Below are 20,581 nucleotides of genomic sequence, written 5' to 3'. Positions count from 1 at the left end.
TTATCTCCGGACGCGGTGGGTGGAGCTGTCGCTCAGGACGGCGAAGTCGCCATCCTTGGGGGTGAGCCCGGGCACCTGGCGGATCAGCTCGCACTGGCTGACGTCGGTGCCCACGCCTTCGCAGCGGGCCACGGCGACGGCCTGGGTGCGGAAGACCTTCTCCTTGCCGTCGGGCATGCGCCGGGTGAAGGGGCGCACCACGACGATCTCGTCGTCGGCCATGAAGCCGGAGCGGCTGCCGCCGAAGATGCTGACGCTGTCGCCTTCGACGTGGGTGATCCGGGCCATGGGGCGGGCCACCTCGACGATGCGTTCGACGGCGGCGTCGAGGGCGCGGGTGAGGGCTTTCTCGTAGTCGGCGCCCACCTGGCTCTGGAAGTCCGGGTTCTGGAGGTTGGTGCTGGGGCTGAGCATGGTGCCCTCGCCGGTGCTGTTCCCCCAGCTGCCGTCCACCGCCACGGCGCCGTCGAAGAGGCTCTCGCCGGTGAGCCGGTTGATCATGCGCACCGAGAGCTTCACGTTGGTGACGACCTTGCGGTAGGGGGAGATGTCCACGACGTGCTGGCGCGCTTCGACCACCTGACCGCTGACGACGATGTCGGCGTCCTCCTTGCGGTAGCGCTGCTGGCTCTGGTTCTGGACGACGGTGTATTCGGCGTCGAAGATGGTGAAGCGCCGGGTGGCCCGCAGGGCGTCGCCGAAGCGGCGGTTGATCTGGCTGTTGGTGAGCCCGAGCTGCTGGGCCACCTTGACCGGGAAGAGCAGCTGGGCGTTGGACGGGTCGCCGATGTGGTCCATCTGGGTGTAGATGCGGATCAGGCGGCCGTCCTCGACCAGCTCGAGGATGTCCGGGTTGAAGCCGGAGGGCATGCGGATCGGCGCGGTGACCTTGGCGACGGTGGGCTTGTCGTAGGGGTTGGACGGCTTGACCTGCTGGTTCACGCAGCCGGAGAGGCCGGCTGCCAGGGCGATGCTGACGATGAGCGGGGCTTTCATGGGGGCTCCTTGTGCTGTCGGGATCAGGACTTGCTGGCCGTCCGCCGGCAGCCGTCCTGCAGGCCTTCGTACTCGACCACGGCGGTCATGTTGGGGATCAGGCGCACCTGGACCGAGCCGAGCTGCATCTGGGCGTGGCTGGGGGCGCCGGCGTTGTTGGCGAGGATGAGCCGGGTGAGCTGGCTCTCCGTCCATTTGGCGTAACCGCCCGCGACGAGCCGCTGGGTTTCGCCCACCACGGGCTGGTTGGCGCGCTGGCGCTGGTCCTGACCGAGGAACTGGCTGACGAGCTGGCTGTGGCGGGGCGAGCGGGGGTCGGAGAGGGCGTTCACGAACGAGAAGTCGAGCGCGGTGTTGCGCATGAACTCCCGCTGGAAGCGTTCGAGGGTGTCGGCGTCGACGGTGCTGTCGATCATCCGGCCGACTTCGGCGGCGTCGCAGGTGTACAGCTTGTAGAGGAAGCCGCTGGCGTTGCCGCGGAACAGGGCCTCCTGGAAGCGCGGCTCTTCGCCGGCCTTCTGGATGGCCTTGTAGACGTCGCTGGCGCTGCGGGCGTCGGTCTCGCCTTCGGCCGTGGTGACGCGGAAGCGCTTCTTGCCGAGCAGCCAGCCGGAGACGTCGTCGGTCGGCTCGATGACGACGCCGGAGAAGGTGGTCTTGGCGACCGTGGGCACGAGCGGCACCATCGCGGTGATGAACTCGGTGCCCAGCGGCAGCGCGGAGATGATCTCCTCGCCGTTCTTGGCCTGGGCCATGTCGTTGGCTTCCTTGAAGAAGCCGACCAGGAGCCCGCCGAAGGCGGCGACGCCGCCGATCGTCTTCACGTAGGCCTTGGTGTGGCCCACCAGGCCGTCGGCCTTGGCGCGGTATTCGGCGTAGGTCTTCGGCTCGCTCTTCTTCAGGTACTGGAGGGCGATGTTCTGCATCGCGAAGTCGTTCGAGAAGTCCTTCAGGGACATGTCCTTGCCGAACTTGTCGATGAAGTCGAGATCGTCGCTGCCGAGGTGGCGGGACAGCTCGCCGGTCAGCTGGCGGGCGGTCATCTCGTCCTTGGCCGCGAGGGCCTTGCGGCGTTTGTCCACCACGTCGGCGAACATGCCGGCGATCTGCTGGCGACGGGCGATGAGGTCCTTGTACTCGCCCTCCATGTCGGCGAAGGTCTTTTCGGCGTCGGTCAGCACCCGGCCCGCGATGCGGGCGCCCACCACCATCGCCGCCATGTTGGCGATGCGCTGCTGCTGGGCCCGGTCGAGCCCGCGGGCGTCGGGCAGCTGGATGGTCTCGCGGGCGAGGGCCTGCTCGTCGCCGACCACGGTGGTCAGGAACTGATCCAGCGCCGCGTGGCTCACCGAGGTGCGGATCTCGGCGATCATCGCCTCGCTCAGGCCCTTGGCGACCTGGCTCCAGTTGAATGCCTGGGTGCTGCGGCTGGCGAGGCTGCGGTCGACGGCGCCCATCAGGGTTTCGAAGCTGCGCTGGGTGCGCTGCTCGCGGTTGATCTTCTGGATGGCGCGCAGCTCGACGATGAGATCCTTGCCGGTCACGGTGCCCCGGGCGAACATCGCCTGCAGGCCGGCCGCCGGCCGGATGTTGCCCGGCCCGCCGTTGAAGCCCTGGGCGGCCATCGGGCGCGGGTTGCGGGTGGCGGTGAACTTCGGCGGGGTGTTGCCGTTGCCGGGCCGGTCGGGTGTCGGGGATGTGGGGCGGGCCTGGGCGTCGGGGCGCTTGGGCAGGCTGGCGTCGCAGGCGCAGAGGGTCAGTGCGGCGAGAACGGTGAGACCGGTCCTGAGGGGGCGGTGTCGGACGGGGGCGGGGAACCAGCGATTCATGAAACCTCCTCTGCGTTTACCTGTGACGAAAATGGGGCGCGTCGCGCACCGATCCGGTGCGTGTCAAGAAGTGTAAAAAAATCCGACAGGCATTCCCGGGCATGACGAGCGTCGTCCCCTGGCGCGTCCGCGACAGCGGCATTTGGGCAAGATGAAGAAACGGCGCGGGTTTCGGGCGCCGGGCGGCGGCGCAACGGAGGGCTGGCGTGCTGCAAGGACGATCCCGGACACGATCCTGAAAACGGGGGAGAATGCTCAGGTCGTGTGTGGATGCAAAAAGCATGCCTGGGGCGCGGCGATGCGGAGGGGGCGGGAGGGCGAAAAAAAGCGGCGTCTGCCTTTCGACAGACGCCGTCAAATCTCCACGAGGGAGAGGAGGGAGAAAAACACGGTTTGCCGGCCCCGCGCGGGGCCGTCAGGCAGCGGTCAGGCGGCCTTGCGCAGTTGGGTGCAGAAGCGCTGCCAGTTGGCAGAGATCGCGGCGATCATCTCTTCGGCGGCCAGCAGGGGCAGCAGGCCCATGCGGTGCTGGCTGCGCACGAAGGCTTCGACGTGCGGGGTGCAGAGGGTGTTCTGCTCTTGATTGAGCAGGTCGAGGAAGCGGGCTTCGGCCGCGCCCCAGAATTCGGAGGTGCCAACCCAGCCGGTGTCGGCGGTGGCTTCACGGACGGCTTTGCGCCACAGGGCTTCGGCGCGCTCGATGGACACGCCGGCCTTGCGGGCGTGCCACGGTAGGTTCTTGGGTGCTTTCATTTGCTGTTACTCCTACTCCTATTGGCCGCATCGAGGTGGTGATCCGACGCGGACGATTGGCTCTCTGTTGCGTTGCAGTATTTTACGATCAGTATTAAGCCATTACGAAACAGGGGTTTTTGACTCCTGCTCTGCTTTCTTTGTTGCACTGCACAACTTCATTCTAGGCAAGCCCCGGTGTCGCTGCAAGTACCGCTCGTCGGCGATGGATGAATTCCTTCACAGGGATTTGCATTTTTGCAACACCCGGATTGCCCGTTCTGACGGCGGGTGTTGCGGGGGCCGGGGCGGTAGAATGTCGCGCTTTTCCGCCGAACCCACACCCCCTCACAGCCCGCCATGTCCCAGCTTCTCGACAACCTGAACCCCGAACAACTGGCCGCCGTGACCCTGCAGCCCCAGCACGCGCTGATTCTGGCGGGCGCCGGCTCGGGCAAGACCCGGGTGCTGACGACGCGCATCGCGTGGCTGATCCAGAACGGCTTCTGCAGCGCCCAGGGCATCCTGGCCGTGACCTTCACCAACAAGGCCGCGAAGGAGATGCTCACCCGCCTGTCGGCGATGTTCCCGATCAACACCCGGGGGATGTGGATCGGCACCTTCCATGGGTTGTGCAACCGGTTCCTGCGCGCCCATCACCGGGAGGCCGGCCTGCCGCAGTTGTTCCAGATCCTCGATTCGGGCGATCAGCTGGCTTCGATCAAGCGGCTGCTGAAGACCCTCAACATCGACGACGAGAAGTTTCCGCCGCGGGAGCTTCAACACTTCATCAACGGCCAGAAGGAGGCCGGCTTGAGGCCGGTTGCCGTCGAGGCGTGGGATGACTACACCCGTCGCCGGGTGGAGCTTTACATGGAGTATGAGGCCCAATGCCAGCGCGAGGCAGTTGTGGATTTCCCTGAATTGCTGCTGCGCAGCTACGAGCTGCTGGAGCGCAACGAGCCGATCCGCCGCCATTACCAGGCGCGCTTCCGCCACATCCTGGTGGATGAGTTCCAGGATACCAACGTGCTCCAGTACCGCTGGCTCAAGCTGCTGGCGGGCAACGGCGAGGAGGGCGGGGCGTATCTCTTCTGCGTGGGCGACGACGACCAGTCGATCTACCGCTTCCGCGGCGCCGAGATCGGCAACATGCGGGATTTCGAGCGGGATTTCAAAGTGCCGGCGGTGATCCGCCTGGAGCAGAACTACCGCTCCCACGGCAACATCCTGGATGCCGCCAACGCGCTGATCGCCCACAACAGCAAGCGCCTGGGCAAGAACCTGTGGACCGACCGGGGCGCCGGCGAGCCGATCCGCGTGTATGAGGCCTTCACCGACAGCGACGAGGCGCGCTTCATCGTCGAGGAGATCCAGTCGCTGGTACGCGAGGGGGTTGCCCGCTCCGACATCGCGCTGCTGTACCGCTCCAACGCCCAGTCGCGGGTGCTGGAGCACCAGCTGTTCTCGAGCGGCGTGGCCTACCGGGTGTATGGCGGGCTGCGCTTCTTCGAGCGTCAGGAGGTGAAGCACGCGCTGGCTTACCTGCGCCTGATCGCCAACCCCGACGACGATACGGCCTTCACGCGGGTGGTGAACTTCCCGACCCGCGGCATCGGCGCGCGCTCGCTGGAGGCGCTCAACGACGCCGCGCGCACCTGGAACACGCCGCTCTACCAGACGGTGCCGCATCTTTCGGGCAAGCCGGGCACGGCGCTGGCGCAGTTCGTGGGGCTGATCGAGCGCCTGCGCCAGGAGACCGCGGCGCTGCCGCTTCACGAGATGGTGGATCACGTCATCGAGATGTCGGGCCTGCGCGCCCACTACCAGAACGAGAAGGAAGGCCAGGAGCGGCTGGAGAACCTGGACGAACTCATCAACGCCGCGGCCAACTTCAGCGCCGAGGTGGGGGCGGGGGATCGCCCGACGGACGGCGGGACGGAGGCCGGCACGGTGCTGGCGGAGTTCCTCGCCCACGCGTCGCTGGAGGCCGGCGACCACCAGGCCGACGCCGGCACCGAGGCGGTGCAGCTGATGACGGTGCACGCCGCCAAGGGGCTGGAGTTCGACGTGGTGTTCCTGTCGGGGCTGGAGGAGGGGCTGTTCCCCCACGAGAACAGCATTCTCGAATCCGACGGGCTGGAGGAGGAGCGCCGGCTGATGTACGTGGCGGTGACCCGCGCCCGCCAGCGCCTGTACCTGAGCTTCACCCAGAGCCGGATGCTCCACGGCCAGGTGCGCTACAACCTGCGCTCGCGCTTCCTGGAGGAGATCCCGGAGGCGCTGACCAAGTGGCTGACGCCGCCCAACCCGCGCCGCAGCTTCGTGTCGGAGCCGTCGCCGCGCTATTACAACCCGGGTGCCGGCAAGCCGGCCGCCCCGTCGATGCCGCCGCCTCCGCCGCACAAATCCCGCGATCTGGGCGGGCTGTCGATTGGCCAGGCGGTGAGTCACATCCGCTTTGGCGAAGGGGTGATCGTCGCCGCCGAAGGCAGCGGGGCCGACGCGCGGGTGCAGGTGAAGTTTGCCGAATCCGGCGCCAAGTGGCTGATGCTGGCGGTGGCCAAGCTCACGCCGCTGGGCTGAGGCGCGCGGCGCCGGGGGTCAGCGGCGCTTGCCGACCACGTCGTCCACTTCGGCCAGGAGCGGCGACGGGGTGGCGAGGAGGGCCTGGAGCTTGCGGCTGTCGTCGGCGAGGGCGCGGTCGATGTTGTCCGGGGTGAGGCGCAGGCCGAAGGCGCTGTCGGCGCCGGCTTCGCCCATCGCCCGGGCGACCACCCGGTCGCCCAGCTCGCGCTTGAAGTGACCGGCTTCCCAGAAGTTGCGCAGGTGGGTCTGGCGGTCGCCGGGGGCGGGGATGGCCTCCAGCACTTCGGGGCCGATGCCGCTGAAATCCCACACCTCGACGCCGGGGTGGCGGGCCGCCATGGCGACGATCATCCGCCGCCAGTCGTCGAACAGCCCGGCCAGCCCCAGCCGGGCCTGGATCAGGCGGATCTCGGCGTGGTAGGGGTAGATCACCAGCCGCGTGGTGCTGCCGGCGGCCTCCAGGCCGGCGAGCACGGCCTCCAGGGCCTGCTGGTCGATGGAGAGGCCGCTGGCCGGCTGGATGGCGGGCTCCATGCGACGCCAGGCGCGGGCGTTCTGTTCGGCGCGCTGGCGGAACAGCACGTAGTGGCCGCTGTTGTTCACTTCGGCGATGTAGTTGTCGAGGGGGTTGAAGCCCAGCTCGGTGAGGGTGGCCCCGTAGCGGGCGCGCTGCAGGGCCAGGGTCTTGAGGGAATCCTGCAGGCCGGTGAGGGAAAACACGGTTTCGGCCAGCACCTTGCCGTCGATCTGCGGCGGGGCGTCGACCGGCGGGAGGGGCACGGCCTTGGTGGTGCCCAGGAAGTCGTTGAACTCGACGCCGACGATGGCGAGCTTCGGCGTGCAGCCGATGGACGCCAGCCACTTGAGCTGGCGGTCGATGGTGCTCGCCGGGGCGCTGGGCAGCGCGTAGTTGAACGCTGACAGGCCCGCGGCGGCGAAGGCCGGGTGCCGGGGGTCGAAGCCGATCTCGGCGCGGGAGTTGCCGAAGATGCCGGCACCGGCGCACACCCGCCGTGCCGCCTGCCAGCGGGTGAGATCCCGGTGGTGGTCGAGGTAGGGCTTGGTGGCGTTGATGCCGGGGATGCGCGGCGAGCCGAAGATGCCCAGGGGGTCCACGAACACGTTGATGGCGCCCACCAAGGCGACGCAGATGGCCAGGGTCGTCAGCATCCAGCGCAGATAGCTGGCCCAGGAGAGTGGCGTCGGGGAGGTCATCAGAACTGGAAGTACAGGAATTCGGTGGGGCGCGAGAGCGCCAGCACGCCGATGGCGAACAGCAGGCCGGTGACGAGGGCGTGGCGGCGGGTCGGTTGCCAGGCAAGGCGGCGGGCCACGGCCTGGGGGCGGCGGCTGTCCTCCGGCAGGGCGGGGTCGAAGCGGCCCATGATCTCCTGGGTGTTGGGCGCCAGGAAGGCCACCAGGGCGCCGACCGCGATCCACACCCAGGTTTCGACGAAGGCCGCGCCGCCACCCAGGCTGACGCCGATGCCCAGGCTGTCGGCGACAGCCTTCAGCGGGCCGAGGCGGGACAGGATGGGCTCGGGCAGGCTGGTGCCGAACTGGCCGAGCATGCCGGCAAGCACCCGGTTGGCGGTGGCGAGGTCGGGCGCCCGGAAGTACACCCAGGCGATCACCACGCAGACGAAGGTGAGGGTCACCCCGAGCACCCGCCCCAGGCCGGCCGGCAGGCGCACCGGCAGCCGGCGGCAGGCATCCTGCCAGGCGTGGTTGATGACCAGGAAGCCACCGTGCAGCGCGCCCCAGATCACGAAGTTCCAGCCCGCGCCGTGCCACAGGCCGCCCAGCACCATGGTGGTGAGCAGGTTGAGGTGGCGGCGGAGGCGCCCGTGGCGGTTGCCGCCCAGGGGGATGTAGAGGTAGTCGCGCAGGAAGCGCGAAAGGGTCATGTGCCAGCGGCGCCAGAACTCGGTGATGTTGCGCGACTTGTAGGGCGAGTTGAAGTTGAGCGGCAGGCGCACCCCGAACATCCGCGACAGGCCGATGGCCATGTCGGAGTAGCCCGAGAAGTCGAAGTAGAGCTGGAAGGTGTAGGCCAGGGCGCCGCCCCAGGCGTTGAGCAGGGTGGGGGCGTCGGCGTCGGGCGCGAAGACCGGCGCCGCGTAGCCGGCCAGGGTGTCGGCGATCAGGACCTTCTTGGCCAGGCCGATGGCGAAGATGGTGAGGCCGATGGCGAAGTTGGCGGCGTGGGGGCGGTAATTCTTGTCCTCGTCGAACTGGGGCATCATCTCCTTGTGGTGCAGCACCGGGCCGGCGATGAGGTGCGGGAAGTAGGTGACGAACAGGACGTAGTAGATGAAGCGGTATTCGGTGACCTTGCCGGCGTAGGCGTCGGCGAGGAAGGCGATCTGGGTGAAGGTGAAGAAGGAGATCCCGATGGGCAGGACGATCCCGAGGATCGGCCAGTCGGTGCCCAGCAGGGCGTTGGTGCTGGAGAGGAAGAAGTCGGCGTACTTGTAGTAGCCCAGCAGCGCCAGATTGACGATCACCGCCAGCGTGAGGGCCCGGCGCCCTTCGGCGCTGCCGGCGCGGCGGGCGATGAAGCCGCCGGCCAGGTAATTGGCGCAGATCGAGGCCAGCAGCAGGGCCAGGTAGCGGTAATCCCACCAGGCGTAGAAGAACAGCGAGCACGCGGCCAGCCACGCCGCGCCGGCCTGCTTGCCGCTGCGGCCAAAAATGAAGAAGCCCAGCAGGGTGACGGGCAGGTAGGCCAGCAGGAAGGCGTAGGAGTTGAACAGCATGCGTGCGTGCGGGCCGCGCCCGTGATTCGACCGGGCGCAGCTTATCCGTTTTGAGTGCGCCGCGCTGTTGCGGCAGGTGCCGCAATGAAAGATATGTCACGCCGCCGTGCGACGGCGCGCGGCCTTAGCGGCGCAGTTCGGCGTGCAGGGCGGTGAATTCCTGGGCCAGCTTGTGCCTGGGGTCGAGGTGGATCATCGGCTTGGCCTGTTCGTGGCTTTCGCGGATCTTGATCGAGCTGGAGAGGTAGGTCTTGAAGATCGGCAGGCCTTCGTCGATGAGTTCCTGCACCAGCTTTTGCGGCAGGCTGGCGCGGGGCTGGAACTGGTTGACGACGATGCCTTCGACTTCCAGATCGCGGTTGTGGTCGGCCTTGATCTCCTGGACGTTCTCGAGCAGCGCGTAGAGCGCCCGGCGCGAGAAGTCGTCGCAGTCGAAGGGGATCAGGCACAGCCGGGTGGCGATCAGCGCCGAGCGGGTGAAGAAGTTGAGGGCCGGCGGGGTGTCGATGAACACCGCGTCGAAGTCGTCGGCGAGCTCGTCCAGCGCGTCGCGCAGCTTGAAGATCTTGTAGCGGGATTCGAGCTTGCCCTGGAGTTCTTCGAGATCCGGGTGGGACGGGAGGATCGACAGATTGGCGAAGGGCGTGGGCTGGACGAACTCGGCGGTCTTCTTGGGGTTGAACTTGAAGTTCAGGGTCTGCTCGAACAGCCCGGCGACGGTGTCGTCGGCGTTGTCGGCGCCGTTGCCGAGCAGATAGTGGGTGGAGTTGCCTTGCGGGTCCAGATCCACCACCAGCGTGCGCAGGCCGTTGGCGGCGCTGATCGCCGCGAGGTTGCAGGTGATGGTGGATTTGCCCACGCCGCCCTTCTGGTTGAACACCACTCGTCGCATCGTCTCTTCCCTCTGATCTCTGGTGCCTGTGTTATGACTGGCCGCGATTGTGCCACGCAATGCGGGTCCGCCCTAATTACGAGGGGTGCGAAAATGCGCCTCGTCGGTTAAACTCGCCCGACAAGAAAAATCTGCAGTCTTCGTTGCCCCCTCCCGGCGACGGAACTCCGGCCAGGCGCAGGCGTCAATCGCACCCGGCCGTCAGACCATGCAAATGCCCGTTTCAGGGCATCCAAGACGCTTACAGACTTCCGTGTGCAGCAGGGTTTGTGCTCCTTGCCCGCTTGGCCGTTTGCCTTGCGGGGAGGGGTCGGACCATTTTTTAGTAGAGATAGAACATGGACAAGGATTTCATCGCCGCCGCCCTCGAATACCACCGTAGCCCGACCCGCGGCAAGATCTCGGTGGTGCCGACCAAGGGCCTGACCAACCAGCGCGACCTGGCGCTGGCTTACTCCCCCGGCGTGGCCGCCGCCTGCGACGCCATCGTGGCCGATCCGGCCGACGCGCAGGAATACACCTCCCGCGGCAACCTGGTGGCCGTGGTCACCAACGGCACCGCGGTGCTGGGCCTGGGCAACATCGGCCCGCTGGCCGCCAAGCCGGTGATGGAGGGCAAGGGCTGCCTGTTCAAGAAGTTCGCCAACATCGACGTGTTCGACATCGAGCTGGCCGAGAACGACCCGGACAAGCTGATCGACATCATCGCCTCGCTGGAGCCCACCCTGGGCGGCATCAACCTCGAGGACATCAAGGCGCCCGAGTGCTTCTACATCGAGCAGAAGCTGCGCGAGCGGATGAACATCCCGGTCTTCCACGACGACCAGCACGGCACCGCCATCATCTCGGCCGCCGCGATGCTCAACGGCCTCAAGGTGGTCGGCAAGAAGGTGGATGAGGTCAAGGTGGTGTGCTCCGGCGCCGGCGCCGCGGCGATCGCCTGTCTCGACCTGTGGTGCGGGCTTGGCATCAAGCGCGAGAACGTCTTCGTGTGCGACTCCAAGGGCGTGATCTGGGTTGGCCGCGAAGAGAACATGGAGGCCAACAAGGCCCGCTACGCCCAGAAGACCGAGTTCCGCACCCTGGGCGAGGCCCTGGTCGGCGCCGATGTGTTCCTGGGCCTGTCCACCGCCGGCGTGCTCAAGCCGGAGATGGTCAAGGGCATGGCCGACAAGCCGCTGATCTTCGCGCTGGCCAACCCCACCCCGGAGATCATGCCGGAGCTGGCCAAGGAGGTCCGCCCCGACGCCATCATCGCCACCGGCCGTTCGGATTACCCGAACCAGGTGAATAACGTGCTGTGCTTCCCGTTCATCTTCCGTGGCGCCCTCGACGTGGCCGCCACCAAGATCACCGAGGAGATGAAGCTCGCCTGCGTGAAGGCCATCGCCGAGCTGGCCGAGGCCGAGCAGTCCGACGTGGTGGCCCAGGCTTACGGTGGCGCCGACCTGAGCTTCGGTCCGAACTACCTGATCCCCAAGCCCTTCGATCCGCGCCTGATCGTCAAGATCGCCCCGGCGGTGGCCCAGGCCGCCATCGATTCCGGCGTGGCCACGCGCAAGATCGACATGGACGCCTACGTCCAGAGCCTCACCGAGTTCGTGTACCAGTCCGGCATCATCATGAAGCCGGTGTTCTCCACCGCCAAGCGCATCCCCGCCGACAAGAAGCGCGTGCTCTACTCGGAAGGCGAGAGCGAGCGTGTGCTGCGCGCGGTGCGGGCGGTGGTCGATGAAAACCTGGCCCGTCCGATCCTCATCGGCCGCCCGGCGGTGATCGAGATGCGCATCGAGAAGTTCGGCCTCAACCTCAAGGCCGGCCGCGACTTCGATGTGGTGAACGTCGAGTCCGACAGCCGCTACCGCGAGCTGTGGCAGGAGTACTACCGCCTGATGGGCCGCGACGGCGTCACGCCGGATTCCGCCCGTGAAGCCATGCGCTCCGACACCACCCTGATCGGCTGCATGCTGCTGCGTCGCGGCGACGCCGACGCCCTGGTGTGCGGCACCACCGGCTCCTACGACCACCACTTCGACCACGTCCAGAACCTCATCGGCCTCAAGCACGGCGCCAGCCTGTACGCGGCGATGAACATCCTGCTGCTGCCCCAGCGCGTGCTGGCCATCACCGACACCTACGTGAACGAGATGCCCAGCGCCGAGGAGGCCGCCGAGATCGCCCTGATGGCGGCCGACGAGCTCAAGCGCTTCGGCATCGAGCCGAAGGTGGCCCTGCTGTCCCACTCCAACTTCGGCAGCGCCCGCTCCACCTCGTCGCGCCGGATGCGCGAGGCCCGCGACATCCTGCGCGTGAAGGCGCCGGATCTGCAGTGCGACGGCGAGATGCACGGGGATTCGGCCCTGTCCCACGAGATCCGCGACCGCCTGCACCCCGATTCGACCCTCCACGGCGAAGCCAACCTGCTGGTGATGCCCAACCTGGACGCGGCCAACATCGCCTTCAACCTGCTCAAGGTGGCCCACGGAGACGGCGTGTCGGTGGGGCCGATCCTCCTCGGTTCGGCCCGCGCGGTGCACATCCTGACCCCGTCGGCGTCGGTCCGCCGGCTGGTGAACATCACCGCCCTGGCGGTGGTGGACGCCATGGATCAGCGCGAAGGCAACTGATCCCCGGCAGCGCGCCCCCCGGTCGGTGCGATATCCGCGCCGGCCGGGGGGACGACGGCCGCGCACCTCCGGTACAATCGTCCCCCACGTTGTTCCGCGAGGTGACGCCATGACCGGCCTGATCCGTTTCGACCGCATCGGCGGCCCCGACGTCCTGCAATGGGTCGAGGCCGATCTCCCGCCGCCTGCCGCCGGCGAAGTCCGCATCCGCCACGAGGCGGTCGGCGTCAATTACATCGACACCTATCACCGTGCCGGGCTCTACCCGGTGCCGCTGCCATCCGGGCTGGGCCAGGAGGCGGCCGGCGTGGTCGAGGCCGTCGGCGAAGGCGTCACCGGCTTTGCACCCGGCGACCGGGTGGCCTACGTGGGCGGCCCCCTCGGGGCCTATGCCGAGCGCCGCAACATCGCCGCCGCGCTGCTGGTGACGCTGCCCGACAGCCTCAGCTTCGAACAGGGCGCCGCGATGATGATGCAGGGGCTCACTGCCCAATATCTGCTGCGGCGCACCTACCGGGTCCAGCCCGGCGACACCGTGCTGATCCACGCCGCCGCCGGCGGAGTGGGGCTCATCGCCTGCCAGTGGGCGAAGGCTCTGGGCGCCACGGTGATCGGCACGGTCGGCTCCGACGCGAAGGCCGAGGTCGCCCGTCGGCATGGCTGCGACCACACCATCGTTTACACCCGCGAAACGGTTTCGGCGCGGGTGCGCGAAATTACCGGGGGCGAAGGCGTGCCGGTGGTTTACGATTCCATCGGCAGGGACACCTTCATGGATTCCCTGGCCTGCCTGCGGCCGCTGGGGGTGATGGTCACCTTCGGCAACGCGTCCGGGCCGGTGCCGGCCTTCGAGCCGGCGCTGCTCGCGAAGATGGGCTCCCTGTTCCTGACCCGTCCGACCCTGTTCCATTACATCGCCCGGCGGGAAGACCTGCTGGCGATGTCCGACGAACTCTTCGACGTGGTGGCCTCCGGGCAGGTCCGCCTGTCGATCAACCAGCGCTATCCGCTCAAGGATGCCGCCGAGGCCCACCGCGAACTCGAAGCCCGGCGCACCGTCGGTTCGACCGTCTTGCTACCGCGATCATGAAACCTGCCATTCCGCTCTCCGTCGCCGCACTGGCCCTGTTCCTGTCCCTGTCCCTCGCGCCGGGCGCTGTCGGGGCTGCACAGCCGCTTCCGCCGCCGACCCCTGCCGTGCTCACCCCGGGGCAGGTGGCGTTCATGCAGGCCGAGACCCGCCGCATCGAGGAGGCCTTCATCCAGAAGGTGATGAGCATCACCGGCGCCACCCACGACCAGGTGGTGCGCGCGATTCCCGCCAAGGGGCGGCTTACCGACCGTCTGGCGCGGATCTACAACTCGCTGGAGCGCGACCTGAAGGCGCCGCTCACCGACGAGCAGCAGGCGCTGATCTTCGCCGCCGACGGGGAGCGCAAGCAGGCGCTGAAGGATCTGCCCGCCCAAGCCGCGGGTCGTTAGAAAAAACGGGCCGTCGGGCCCGTTCAGAACAGTTCGATGTCGCTGTCGGGTTTGTCGCGCACGGTCACCTTGCCCGCGTTGAGCGCAGCTTCGTAGCTGGCGATCTGGTTGCGGCCGTTCTCCTTGGCCACGTACAGCGCCTCGTCGGCCCGCCCGACGATCTCCGGGATCGTGTCGGAGGTGCTGATGTGGGTGTAGCCGGCGCTCACCGTCACCCGTCCGACCTGGGGGAAGCTGTAGCCCTCGACCGCCATCCGGAAGCGCTCGAGGGCTGCCCGCACTTCGTCCTCGGAGGTGGCCCGCAGGGTGACCACGAACTCCTCGCCGCCGAAACGGAAGAGCTTGTCCTGGTGACGGAAGCTCTCGCGCATGATGCGGGCCAGAAGAATCAGCACCTCGTCGCCGTACAGATGGCCGAACTGGTCGTTGATGCGCTTGAAGTGGTCCACATCCACCACCGCCAGCCAGTAGGTGCCTTCGTCCTGCTGACGTCGGCGGCGGGTGGGGGCGGAATCGTTTTCGGCGGCGCGGATCGCGGCCATCCCACCGAGGATCTTCGACAGGCTCTCGTCGAAGGTCTTGCGGTTGAGCATGCCGGTGAGGGTGTCCCGCTCGCTGTAGTCGAGCAGGCTCAGGTAGTTGCGATAGAGGCCCAGAAAACCTTCGGCCGTGCCCAGGTCGTCTTCGGAGAGCGGTTGGGCGCACGAGACCTCGAGCACGCCCAGCACGCGCCTGTCCACGCTGATCGGGAAGCAATGAACGAAGGCGCCCGATTCGGGGTGTTCGCGCCGCACGATCTGGGAGTTCTCGACGCAGGCCAGGATCTCCGGCCGGGCGCTGATCGGCTGGCTGTCGTCGATCTCCGCTTCCGTTGCGTAGCGAACGCCATCGGTGCCCACGTGGGTGACCTGTTCGAGGGCGCGGGCATCGCCTTCGCCGACAATCTTGTGAAGGTTCACCTCCCGAGCCTTCACCAGCTCGAACAGCGCCGATGCGACGCCCAGTTCGAGCAGGGCCCGATCCCGGTGCTGGGTGATGGATTCGACATGCTTGAGGACGTGGATCATGGTGTCCGGCGCGACATTATTGGCTTCTTGTGGGCGCATCTTAACGGTTTTGCCCGGCGTCGGCATCCTGTAAGCGCGCGAGGCCGTCGGCGCGCGGTCACGGCCCGGGCGCGGCGCCCGCCGGCCTGCGTATAATCCGGGCTTCCCTCCACGGGTTTCGCTTTCTTGAACTACGACACATTCATCAACGTCCTGTTCTCGCGGGTTCCGCGGGCCGATGTGACCCGCGCGCTGGTGGCGATCAACGTGCTGGTCTTCGCGCTGCTGGCGGTCGTGTCGCGCAACCTCACGCAGATTCCGTCCGACCTGCTGATCCGGCTGGGGGGCAACTTCGCCCCGCTGGTCCAACAGGGCGAGACGTGGCGTTTCTTCACCGCACTGTTCCTGCACGGGGGGCTGCTCCATGTGGGGCTCAACATGCTGGCGCTGCATCAGGCCGGGCAGGTGGTCGAGCGGCTGTTCGGGCGGGCGGGGTTCCTGAGCATCTACCTGATCGCCGGCCTGCTGGGTAACGCGGCCAGCCTGTGGTGGAAGCCGGGGCCGGTGAGTGTGGGGGCGTCCGGCGCGATCTTCGGCGTGTATGGCGCGCTGCTGGCCTATCTGCTGCGTCAGCGGGGCTCGGTGCCGGTCGAGGTGTTCCGGGAGATGCGCTCGGGCACCCTGGGTTTCATCGGCTACTCGCTGTTCGCCGGTTTCTCGATTCCCGGCATCGACAACGCGGCGCACCTGGGCGGGCTGGTGGGGGGCATGCTGCTGGGCGCGGCGTTCGCCGAGCCGGTGGTGTCGCAGCGCCCGGTGCGCTGGCGGTCGCCGCAGGTGCTGGGCAGCCTGTGTCTGGCGGTGGCGTTGGGGGGCTGGCTGTGGAAGGGGGCGCCCCAGGTGGTGCGCAGCTACGAGGTGGGTCACGCCTATCAGCAGACGATCCGCCAGTTCGCCCTCGAGGAGCAGGAACTCCTGCGGGAGCAGGCCGAGCTGATGGAGGCGCTGCGCCTGAAGCGGATCGCCGAGGCGACCGCCCTCGACAAGCTGGAGCACGATTTCATCCCGCGCTGGGAGCGGGCGATCACCGCCCTGTCGTGGCGCGAGGCGCCGGACGACTACGAGTGGCAACGGGACGAGCTGGTGCACTACGCCACCACCCGCCGCGACGCCCTGAAGGCGCTGGCCCAGGCCATCCAGACCCACCAGGCGGTGTGGATCGAGCGTTCCCGCACCCTGCAGGTGCAGGCCGACAACATCCTGCTGCAGATGCGCCTGCGCAAGTCGGTGGAGTCGGCCAGCCACTGAGCGGGCAATCCGGCTGCCGGAATCGGCCCGCCGGCAGGTAAAATTGCGGGATGCCTGAATCCCATTCCCCCCGCTTCATCCATCTGCGCCTCCACACCGAGTACTCGATCTCCGACGGGATCGCGCAGGTGGATTCCGCCATCGCCCGCGCCGTCGCCGACGGCATGCCGGCGCTGGGCATCTCCGATCTGGCCAACCTGTTCGGGATGGTCAAGTTCTACAAGGGCGCCCGCGGCAAGGGTCTCAAGCCGGTCATCGGCTGCGACGCCTGGATCACCAACGCGGTCGATCGCGACAAGCCCTCCCGCGTGCTGCTGATCTGCAAGAACCGCAAGGGCTACGGCCAGCTCTGCGAGCTGCTGACCCTGGCCTTCATGGAGAACAAGTACCGCGGCCGGGCGGAGATCCGCCGCGAGTGGCTGACCGCCGAAGCGGTGTCCGACCTGATCTGCCTCTCCGGCGCCAAGGATGGCGACGTGGGGCAGGCGCTCGCCAACGGCAACGTGCAGCTGGCCGAGAGCCTGGCCGCCGACTGGGCCCGGCGCTTCCCCGACGCGTTCTACGTCGAGCTGCAGCGCGCCGGCCATCCGGGCACCGAGACCTACATCCGCGAGGCGGTGCAGCTCGCCTCGCGCCTCAACCTGCCGGTGGTGGCCACCCACCCGATCCAGTTCATCCGGCCCGAGGACTTCAAGGCCCACGAGGCGCGGGTGTGCATCGCCGAGGGCTACGTGCTGGCCGACAAGCGCCGGCCCAAGGATTTCACCGACCAGCAGTACTTCAAGACCCAGGACGAGATGGCGGCGCTGTTCGCCGACATCCCCGAGGCGCTCGAGAACAGCGTCGAGATCGCCCGTCGCTGCTCGCTCACGGTGCAGCTGGGCAAGAACTTCCTGCCCCTGTTCCCGACGCCCGACGGCATGAGCCTCGACGACTTCCTGGTGCAGGAGGCCAAGGCCGGCCTCGAGGAGCGCCTCGCCCAGCTCTACCCGCACCCGGACGAGCGCGAGGCCCAGCGCCCGCGCTACGAGGAGCGGCTCAAGTTCGAGACCGACACCATCATCCAGATGGGCTTCCCGGGCTACTTCCTGATCGTGGCGGATTTCATCCAGTGGGCCAAGAACAACGGCGTGCCGGTGGGGCCGGGGCGGGGCTCCGGCGCGGGTTCGCTGGTGGCCTACTCGCTCAAGATCACCGACCTCGACCCGCTCGCCTACGCGCTGCTGTTCGAGCGCTTCCTCAACCCCGAGCGGGTGTCGATGCCCGACTTCGACATCGACTTCTGCCAGGACAACCGCTACCGCGTGATCGAGTACGTGCGCGAGCGCTACGGCAAGGACGCGGTGAGCCAGATCGCCACCTTCGGCACGATGGCCTCGAAGGCCGTGGTGCGCGACGTGGGCCGGGTGCTTGACCTGCCCTATGGCTTGTGCGACCGGCTCTCCAAGCTCATCCCGGTGGTGCAGAACAAGCCCCTGTCGCTGGCCGACGCCCGCGAGCAGGAGCCGCAGATCAACGAGCTGATGGCCGACGGCAACGACGGCGAGTCGATCCAGGAACTCTGGAGCCTCGCCGAGCCGCTGGAGGGCCTCACCCGCGGCGTCGGCATGCACGCCGGGGGCGTGCTGATCGCGCCGGGCAAGCTCACCGACTTCTGTCCGCTCTACATCGCCGACGGCGAGGACGCCACGCCGGTGTCCCAGTTCGACAAGGACGACGTGGAAGCCGTCGGCCTCGTGAAGTTCGACTTCCTGGGCCTGCGCAACCTCACCATCATCGAGCTGGCGCTGGACTACGTCGAGCGCCTCACCGGCGCCAAGCCCGACCTCATGAGCCTGGGCTTCGAAGATCAGGCCGCCTACCAGATCCTCCGGGACGCCAACACCACGGCGATCTTCCAGGTGGAATCGGAGGGCATGAAGAAGCTCCTCAAGAAGCTCGCCCCCGACCGCTTCGAAGACATCATCGCCGTGCTGGCGCTCTACCGGCCGGGCCCGCTGGGCTCGGGGATGGTGGACGACTTCATCCTCCGGAAGAAGGGCCAGCAAGCCATCGACTACTTCCACCCGGACCTCACCGCCTGCCTGTCGCCCACCTACGGGGTGATCGTGTACCAGGAGCAGGTGATGCAGATCTCCCAGATCATCGGGGGCTACACCCTGGGCGGCGCCGACATGCTGCGCCGGGCGATGGGCAAGAAGAAGCCAGAGGAGATGGCCAAGCACCGGGAGACCATCGCCGCGGGCGCCCGCCAGCAGGGCTACGACCCGGCGCTGGCCGAGCAGCTGTTCGACCTGATGACCAAGTTCGCCGAGTACGGCTTCAACAAGTCGCACACGGCAGCTTACGCGGTGGTCACCTACCACACCGCCTGGCTCAAGGCCTACCACTGCGCCGCCTTCATGGCGGCCACCATGTCGTCCGATCTGGACAACACCGACACGATCAAGATCTTCTATGAAGACACGATCGCCAATAACATCGCGGTATTGCCGCCCGATGTGAACGCCTCCGACTACCGCTTCGTGCCGGTGGACCCGAAGACCATCCGCTACGGCCTGGGGGCCGTCAAGGGCGTGGGCGAGCCGGCGGTGCGGGCGATCCTCGCCGCGCGGGAAGCCGGCGGCCCGTTCAAGGATCTGTTCGACTTTGCCTGCCGGGTGGACAAGCGCCTGGCCAACCGCCGGGTCATCGAGGCCCTGATCCGGGCCGGCGCCTTCGACACCATCGACCCCGTCCAGCCGGCCGACCGGGCCAAGCTGCTCGCTTCGGTGGGCATTGCCATGGAAGCCGCCGAGCAGATCGCCGCCAACGCCATGCAGAGCGGCCTGTTCGACATGCCGGGCATGGACGCGCCGCCGATGGCCGACTACGTCAAGGTGCGGCCGTGGGGCGAGCGGGAGCGCCTGAAGGAAGAGAAGCTGGCCATCGGCTTCTTCCTCTCCGGCCACCCCTTCAACGCCTTCAAGCCCGAGGTGCGGCGCTTCGTGCGGCGCCCGCTGGCCCAGCTCGAGCCGTCGAAGGAGCTGGTCACCCTGGCCGGCGTGGTGATGGAGGTGCGCGCCAAGATGACCGCCCGCGGCAAGATCGCCTTCGTGCTGCTGGACGACGGCACCACGCCGCGCGAGGTGTCGGTGTTCTCCGAGGTTTTCGACAACAACCGCGAGCGCATCGTGGTGGACGAAGTGCTGATCGTCGAGGCCAAGGTGAGCCCCGACGACTTCTCCGGCCCCGGCGGCCTGCGCATCGTGGCCGACCGCCTGATGACCCTGGGCGAGGCCCGGGGCCGCTTTGCCCGCGCCCTGCAGCTCAAGCTCAACGGCGAGGTCGGCGACGCCGGCGGCCCCGGCGCCGCAGCCGAGCGCCTGCAAACCCTGCTCACCCCGTTTCGCGCGGGCGATTGCCCGATCCGCGTGCGTTACCGCAACGCCGACGCCGAGGCCGATTTCCCCCTGGGCCCGGGCTGGCGGGTGCGCCCCGACGACAGCCTGCTGGAGCGCCTGCGCGAGTGGCTTCCCTCCGATGCCGTTGAAGTGATCTACCCATGAGCGATTTCTTTCTTGACGCCGGCCCGCTCGATGCCGCGCCTGCGTAGCCACCACAACCTCCACGCGACCGGCACCGAGCCGGTCCACCGCCTGCTGGTGGCCATGGCGCCCGGCTCCTACGTCGATGGGCCAGTGTTCATGTTGGCTTGCGTAACCTTCATGTTGACCGGCGCAACCCTTATGTTGAGCCGCGTAACCTTTCTGTGCACGACGCTAACCCTTATGTTGACGGCCCAATGCTTCATGTTGGTGCGTCAACTGTTTATGTTGACGGTCGAAACCTTTATGTTGCGACGTCAACATAAGGGTTAGCGCCGTGCACTGTTTATGTTGACGCCCCAACATAAAGGTTTGGTGGGCCGATTGTCGATGTTGGGCATGCAACATCGTCGTTGCAGGCGTGCACATCATGGGTTGCGGCGCAGACTGACGCTTCGCGCGCGCCGAGTGCTTGCCGCGGCGGGCGCGGATCGACGTCTGGGGCCGGCGGGGAGTGGGTGCGGGAGTCTGTCCGAATTTCTGTGTTTGAGGCATAACATCAGACCCGGAGGGAATGGTTATGCCAAGGAAGAAACAGAAGTTACCGCTGCCGCCTGTAGCCGTGTTGCCGGAAGGCGCGCAGCAGTGGCTCGATCAAGTGGTGACAGGCCCGATGACGGCGGGGGCGGTCGAGGACGTGATGCGCGGGATCAAGAAAGCCTTGATCGAGCGGGCGCTGCAGGCCGAGCTGAGCCATCACCTGGGCTACGCCGAAGGCGAGGACAAGCCCGAAT

At 67.5% G+C, this 20,581-nt stretch carries 13 protein-coding genes and 1 pseudogene; 7 read left to right on the top strand and 7 right to left on the bottom strand.

Going from position 1 to position 20,581, the window contains the following annotated elements; all coding sequences use genetic code 11:
• The 3 genes from ACE3N6_RS12185 to ACE3N6_RS12175 form a co-directional block, all read right to left on the bottom strand.
• A complete protein-coding gene (locus ACE3N6_RS12185; RefSeq protein ID WP_374246042.1) occupies nt 1-996 on the bottom strand; it encodes a hypothetical protein in 996 nt (331 codons plus the stop codon).
• A gap of 23 nt (nt 997-1,019) precedes the next feature.
• Nucleotides 1,020-2,825: a hypothetical protein gene (locus ACE3N6_RS12180; RefSeq protein WP_374246041.1), complete on the bottom strand. Its 1,806-nt coding sequence runs from the start codon at nt 2,823-2,825 to the stop codon at nt 1,020-1,022.
• 426 nt (nt 2,826-3,251) lie between these two features.
• Nucleotides 3,252-3,578, bottom strand: coding sequence for a hypothetical protein (locus tag ACE3N6_RS12175; RefSeq protein WP_374246040.1), 327 nt, complete (start codon nt 3,576-3,578; stop codon nt 3,252-3,254).
• A gap of 339 nt (nt 3,579-3,917) precedes the next feature.
• On the opposite strand from ACE3N6_RS12175, the gene ACE3N6_RS12170 reads away from it, so the two are divergent.
• Entirely contained in the window at nt 3,918-6,143 is a 2,226-nt protein-coding gene (locus tag ACE3N6_RS12170; protein ID WP_374246039.1) for a UvrD-helicase domain-containing protein, read from the top strand.
• Between the two features lie 18 nt (nt 6,144-6,161).
• On the opposite strand, the gene ACE3N6_RS12165 is transcribed toward ACE3N6_RS12170, so the two are convergent.
• The 3 genes from ACE3N6_RS12165 to ACE3N6_RS12155 form a co-directional block, all read right to left on the bottom strand.
• On the bottom strand, nt 6,162-7,361 hold the full coding sequence (locus ACE3N6_RS12165; RefSeq protein WP_374246038.1) for a hypothetical protein: 1,200 nt from the start codon (nt 7,359-7,361) through the stop codon (nt 6,162-6,164).
• Nucleotides 7,361-8,905, bottom strand: a complete 1,545-nt coding sequence (locus ACE3N6_RS12160; protein ID WP_374246037.1) for an MBOAT family protein — start codon at nt 8,903-8,905, stop codon at nt 7,361-7,363. Before ACE3N6_RS12160 ends, ACE3N6_RS12165 begins: the two co-directional genes overlap by 1 nt.
• Nucleotides 8,906-9,029: 124 nt before the next feature.
• Nucleotides 9,030-9,797 carry a ParA family protein gene (locus ACE3N6_RS12155; RefSeq protein ID WP_374246036.1) on the bottom strand — a complete coding sequence of 256 codons (768 nt, stop codon included), beginning with the start codon at nt 9,795-9,797 and terminating at the stop codon, nt 9,030-9,032.
• A 338-nt stretch (nt 9,798-10,135) separates the two neighbouring features.
• Between ACE3N6_RS12155 and ACE3N6_RS12150 the strand changes: the two genes are divergently transcribed.
• From ACE3N6_RS12150 to ACE3N6_RS12140, 3 genes are all read left to right on the top strand, one after another.
• Nucleotides 10,136-12,424 carry an NADP-dependent malic enzyme gene (locus ACE3N6_RS12150; RefSeq protein ID WP_374246035.1) on the top strand — a complete coding sequence of 763 codons (2,289 nt, stop codon included), beginning with the start codon at nt 10,136-10,138 and terminating at the stop codon, nt 12,422-12,424.
• A 109-nt stretch (nt 12,425-12,533) separates the two neighbouring features.
• Nucleotides 12,534-13,514 (top strand): quinone oxidoreductase, encoded by a 981-nt coding sequence (locus tag ACE3N6_RS12145; protein WP_374246034.1) that lies wholly within the window; start codon nt 12,534-12,536, stop codon nt 13,512-13,514.
• Complete coding sequence (locus tag ACE3N6_RS12140; protein WP_374246033.1) at nt 13,511-13,906, top strand: hypothetical protein; 396 nt, start codon at nt 13,511-13,513, stop codon at nt 13,904-13,906. The genes ACE3N6_RS12145 and ACE3N6_RS12140 overlap by 4 nt, the downstream gene beginning before the upstream one ends.
• 23 nt (nt 13,907-13,929) lie before the next feature.
• Here the strand turns inward: ACE3N6_RS12140 and ACE3N6_RS12135 are convergent, their stop codons facing one another.
• Nucleotides 13,930-14,973 (bottom strand): GGDEF domain-containing protein, encoded by a 1,044-nt coding sequence (locus ACE3N6_RS12135; RefSeq protein ID WP_374246032.1) that lies wholly within the window; start codon nt 14,971-14,973, stop codon nt 13,930-13,932.
• Between the two features lie 165 nt (nt 14,974-15,138).
• Here ACE3N6_RS12135 and ACE3N6_RS12130 point away from each other — a divergent pair, with 165 nt between their 5' ends.
• The 3 genes and pseudogenes from ACE3N6_RS12130 to ACE3N6_RS12120 all read left to right on the top strand — a co-directional run.
• A complete protein-coding gene (locus ACE3N6_RS12130) occupies nt 15,139-16,260 on the top strand; it encodes a rhomboid family intramembrane serine protease (protein ID WP_374246031.1) in 1,122 nt (373 codons plus the stop codon).
• 50 nt (nt 16,261-16,310) lie between these two features.
• Entirely contained in the window at nt 16,311-19,808 is a 3,498-nt protein-coding gene (gene dnaE, locus ACE3N6_RS12125) for a DNA polymerase III subunit alpha (RefSeq protein WP_374246030.1), read from the top strand.
• 559 nt (nt 19,809-20,367) lie between these two features.
• A pseudogene (locus tag ACE3N6_RS12120) lies at nt 20,368-20,581 on the top strand (IS256 family transposase); the annotation flags it as partial.

The sequence above is a fragment of the Zoogloea sp. genome (assembly GCF_041904905.1).
In the GTDB taxonomy this organism is placed as follows: domain Bacteria; phylum Pseudomonadota; class Gammaproteobacteria; order Burkholderiales; family Rhodocyclaceae; genus Zoogloea.
This window is presented reverse-complemented; position numbering and strand designations above follow the sequence as displayed.

Coding starts and splice junctions, on each gene's coding strand:
- ACE3N6_RS12185 (WP_374246042.1), bottom strand. CDS start 996: ATGAAAGCCCCGCTCATCGTCAGCATCGCCCTGGCAGCCGGCCTCTCC.
- ACE3N6_RS12180 (WP_374246041.1), bottom strand. CDS start 2,825: ATGAATCGCTGGTTCCCCGCCCCCGTCCGACACCGCCCCCTCAGGACC.
- ACE3N6_RS12175 (WP_374246040.1), bottom strand. CDS start 3,578: ATGAAAGCACCCAAGAACCTACCGTGGCACGCCCGCAAGGCCGGCGTG.
- ACE3N6_RS12170 (WP_374246039.1), top strand. CDS start 3,918: ATGTCCCAGCTTCTCGACAACCTGAACCCCGAACAACTGGCCGCCGTG.
- ACE3N6_RS12165 (WP_374246038.1), bottom strand. CDS start 7,361: ATGACCTCCCCGACGCCACTCTCCTGGGCCAGCTATCTGCGCTGGATG.
- ACE3N6_RS12160 (WP_374246037.1), bottom strand. CDS start 8,905: ATGCTGTTCAACTCCTACGCCTTCCTGCTGGCCTACCTGCCCGTCACC.
- ACE3N6_RS12155 (WP_374246036.1), bottom strand. CDS start 9,797: ATGCGACGAGTGGTGTTCAACCAGAAGGGCGGCGTGGGCAAATCCACC.
- ACE3N6_RS12150 (WP_374246035.1), top strand. CDS start 10,136: ATGGACAAGGATTTCATCGCCGCCGCCCTCGAATACCACCGTAGCCCG.
- ACE3N6_RS12145 (WP_374246034.1), top strand. CDS start 12,534: ATGACCGGCCTGATCCGTTTCGACCGCATCGGCGGCCCCGACGTCCTG.
- ACE3N6_RS12140 (WP_374246033.1), top strand. CDS start 13,511: ATGAAACCTGCCATTCCGCTCTCCGTCGCCGCACTGGCCCTGTTCCTG.
- ACE3N6_RS12135 (WP_374246032.1), bottom strand. CDS start 14,973: ATGATCCACGTCCTCAAGCATGTCGAATCCATCACCCAGCACCGGGAT.
- dnaE (WP_374246030.1), top strand. CDS start 16,311: ATGCCTGAATCCCATTCCCCCCGCTTCATCCATCTGCGCCTCCACACC.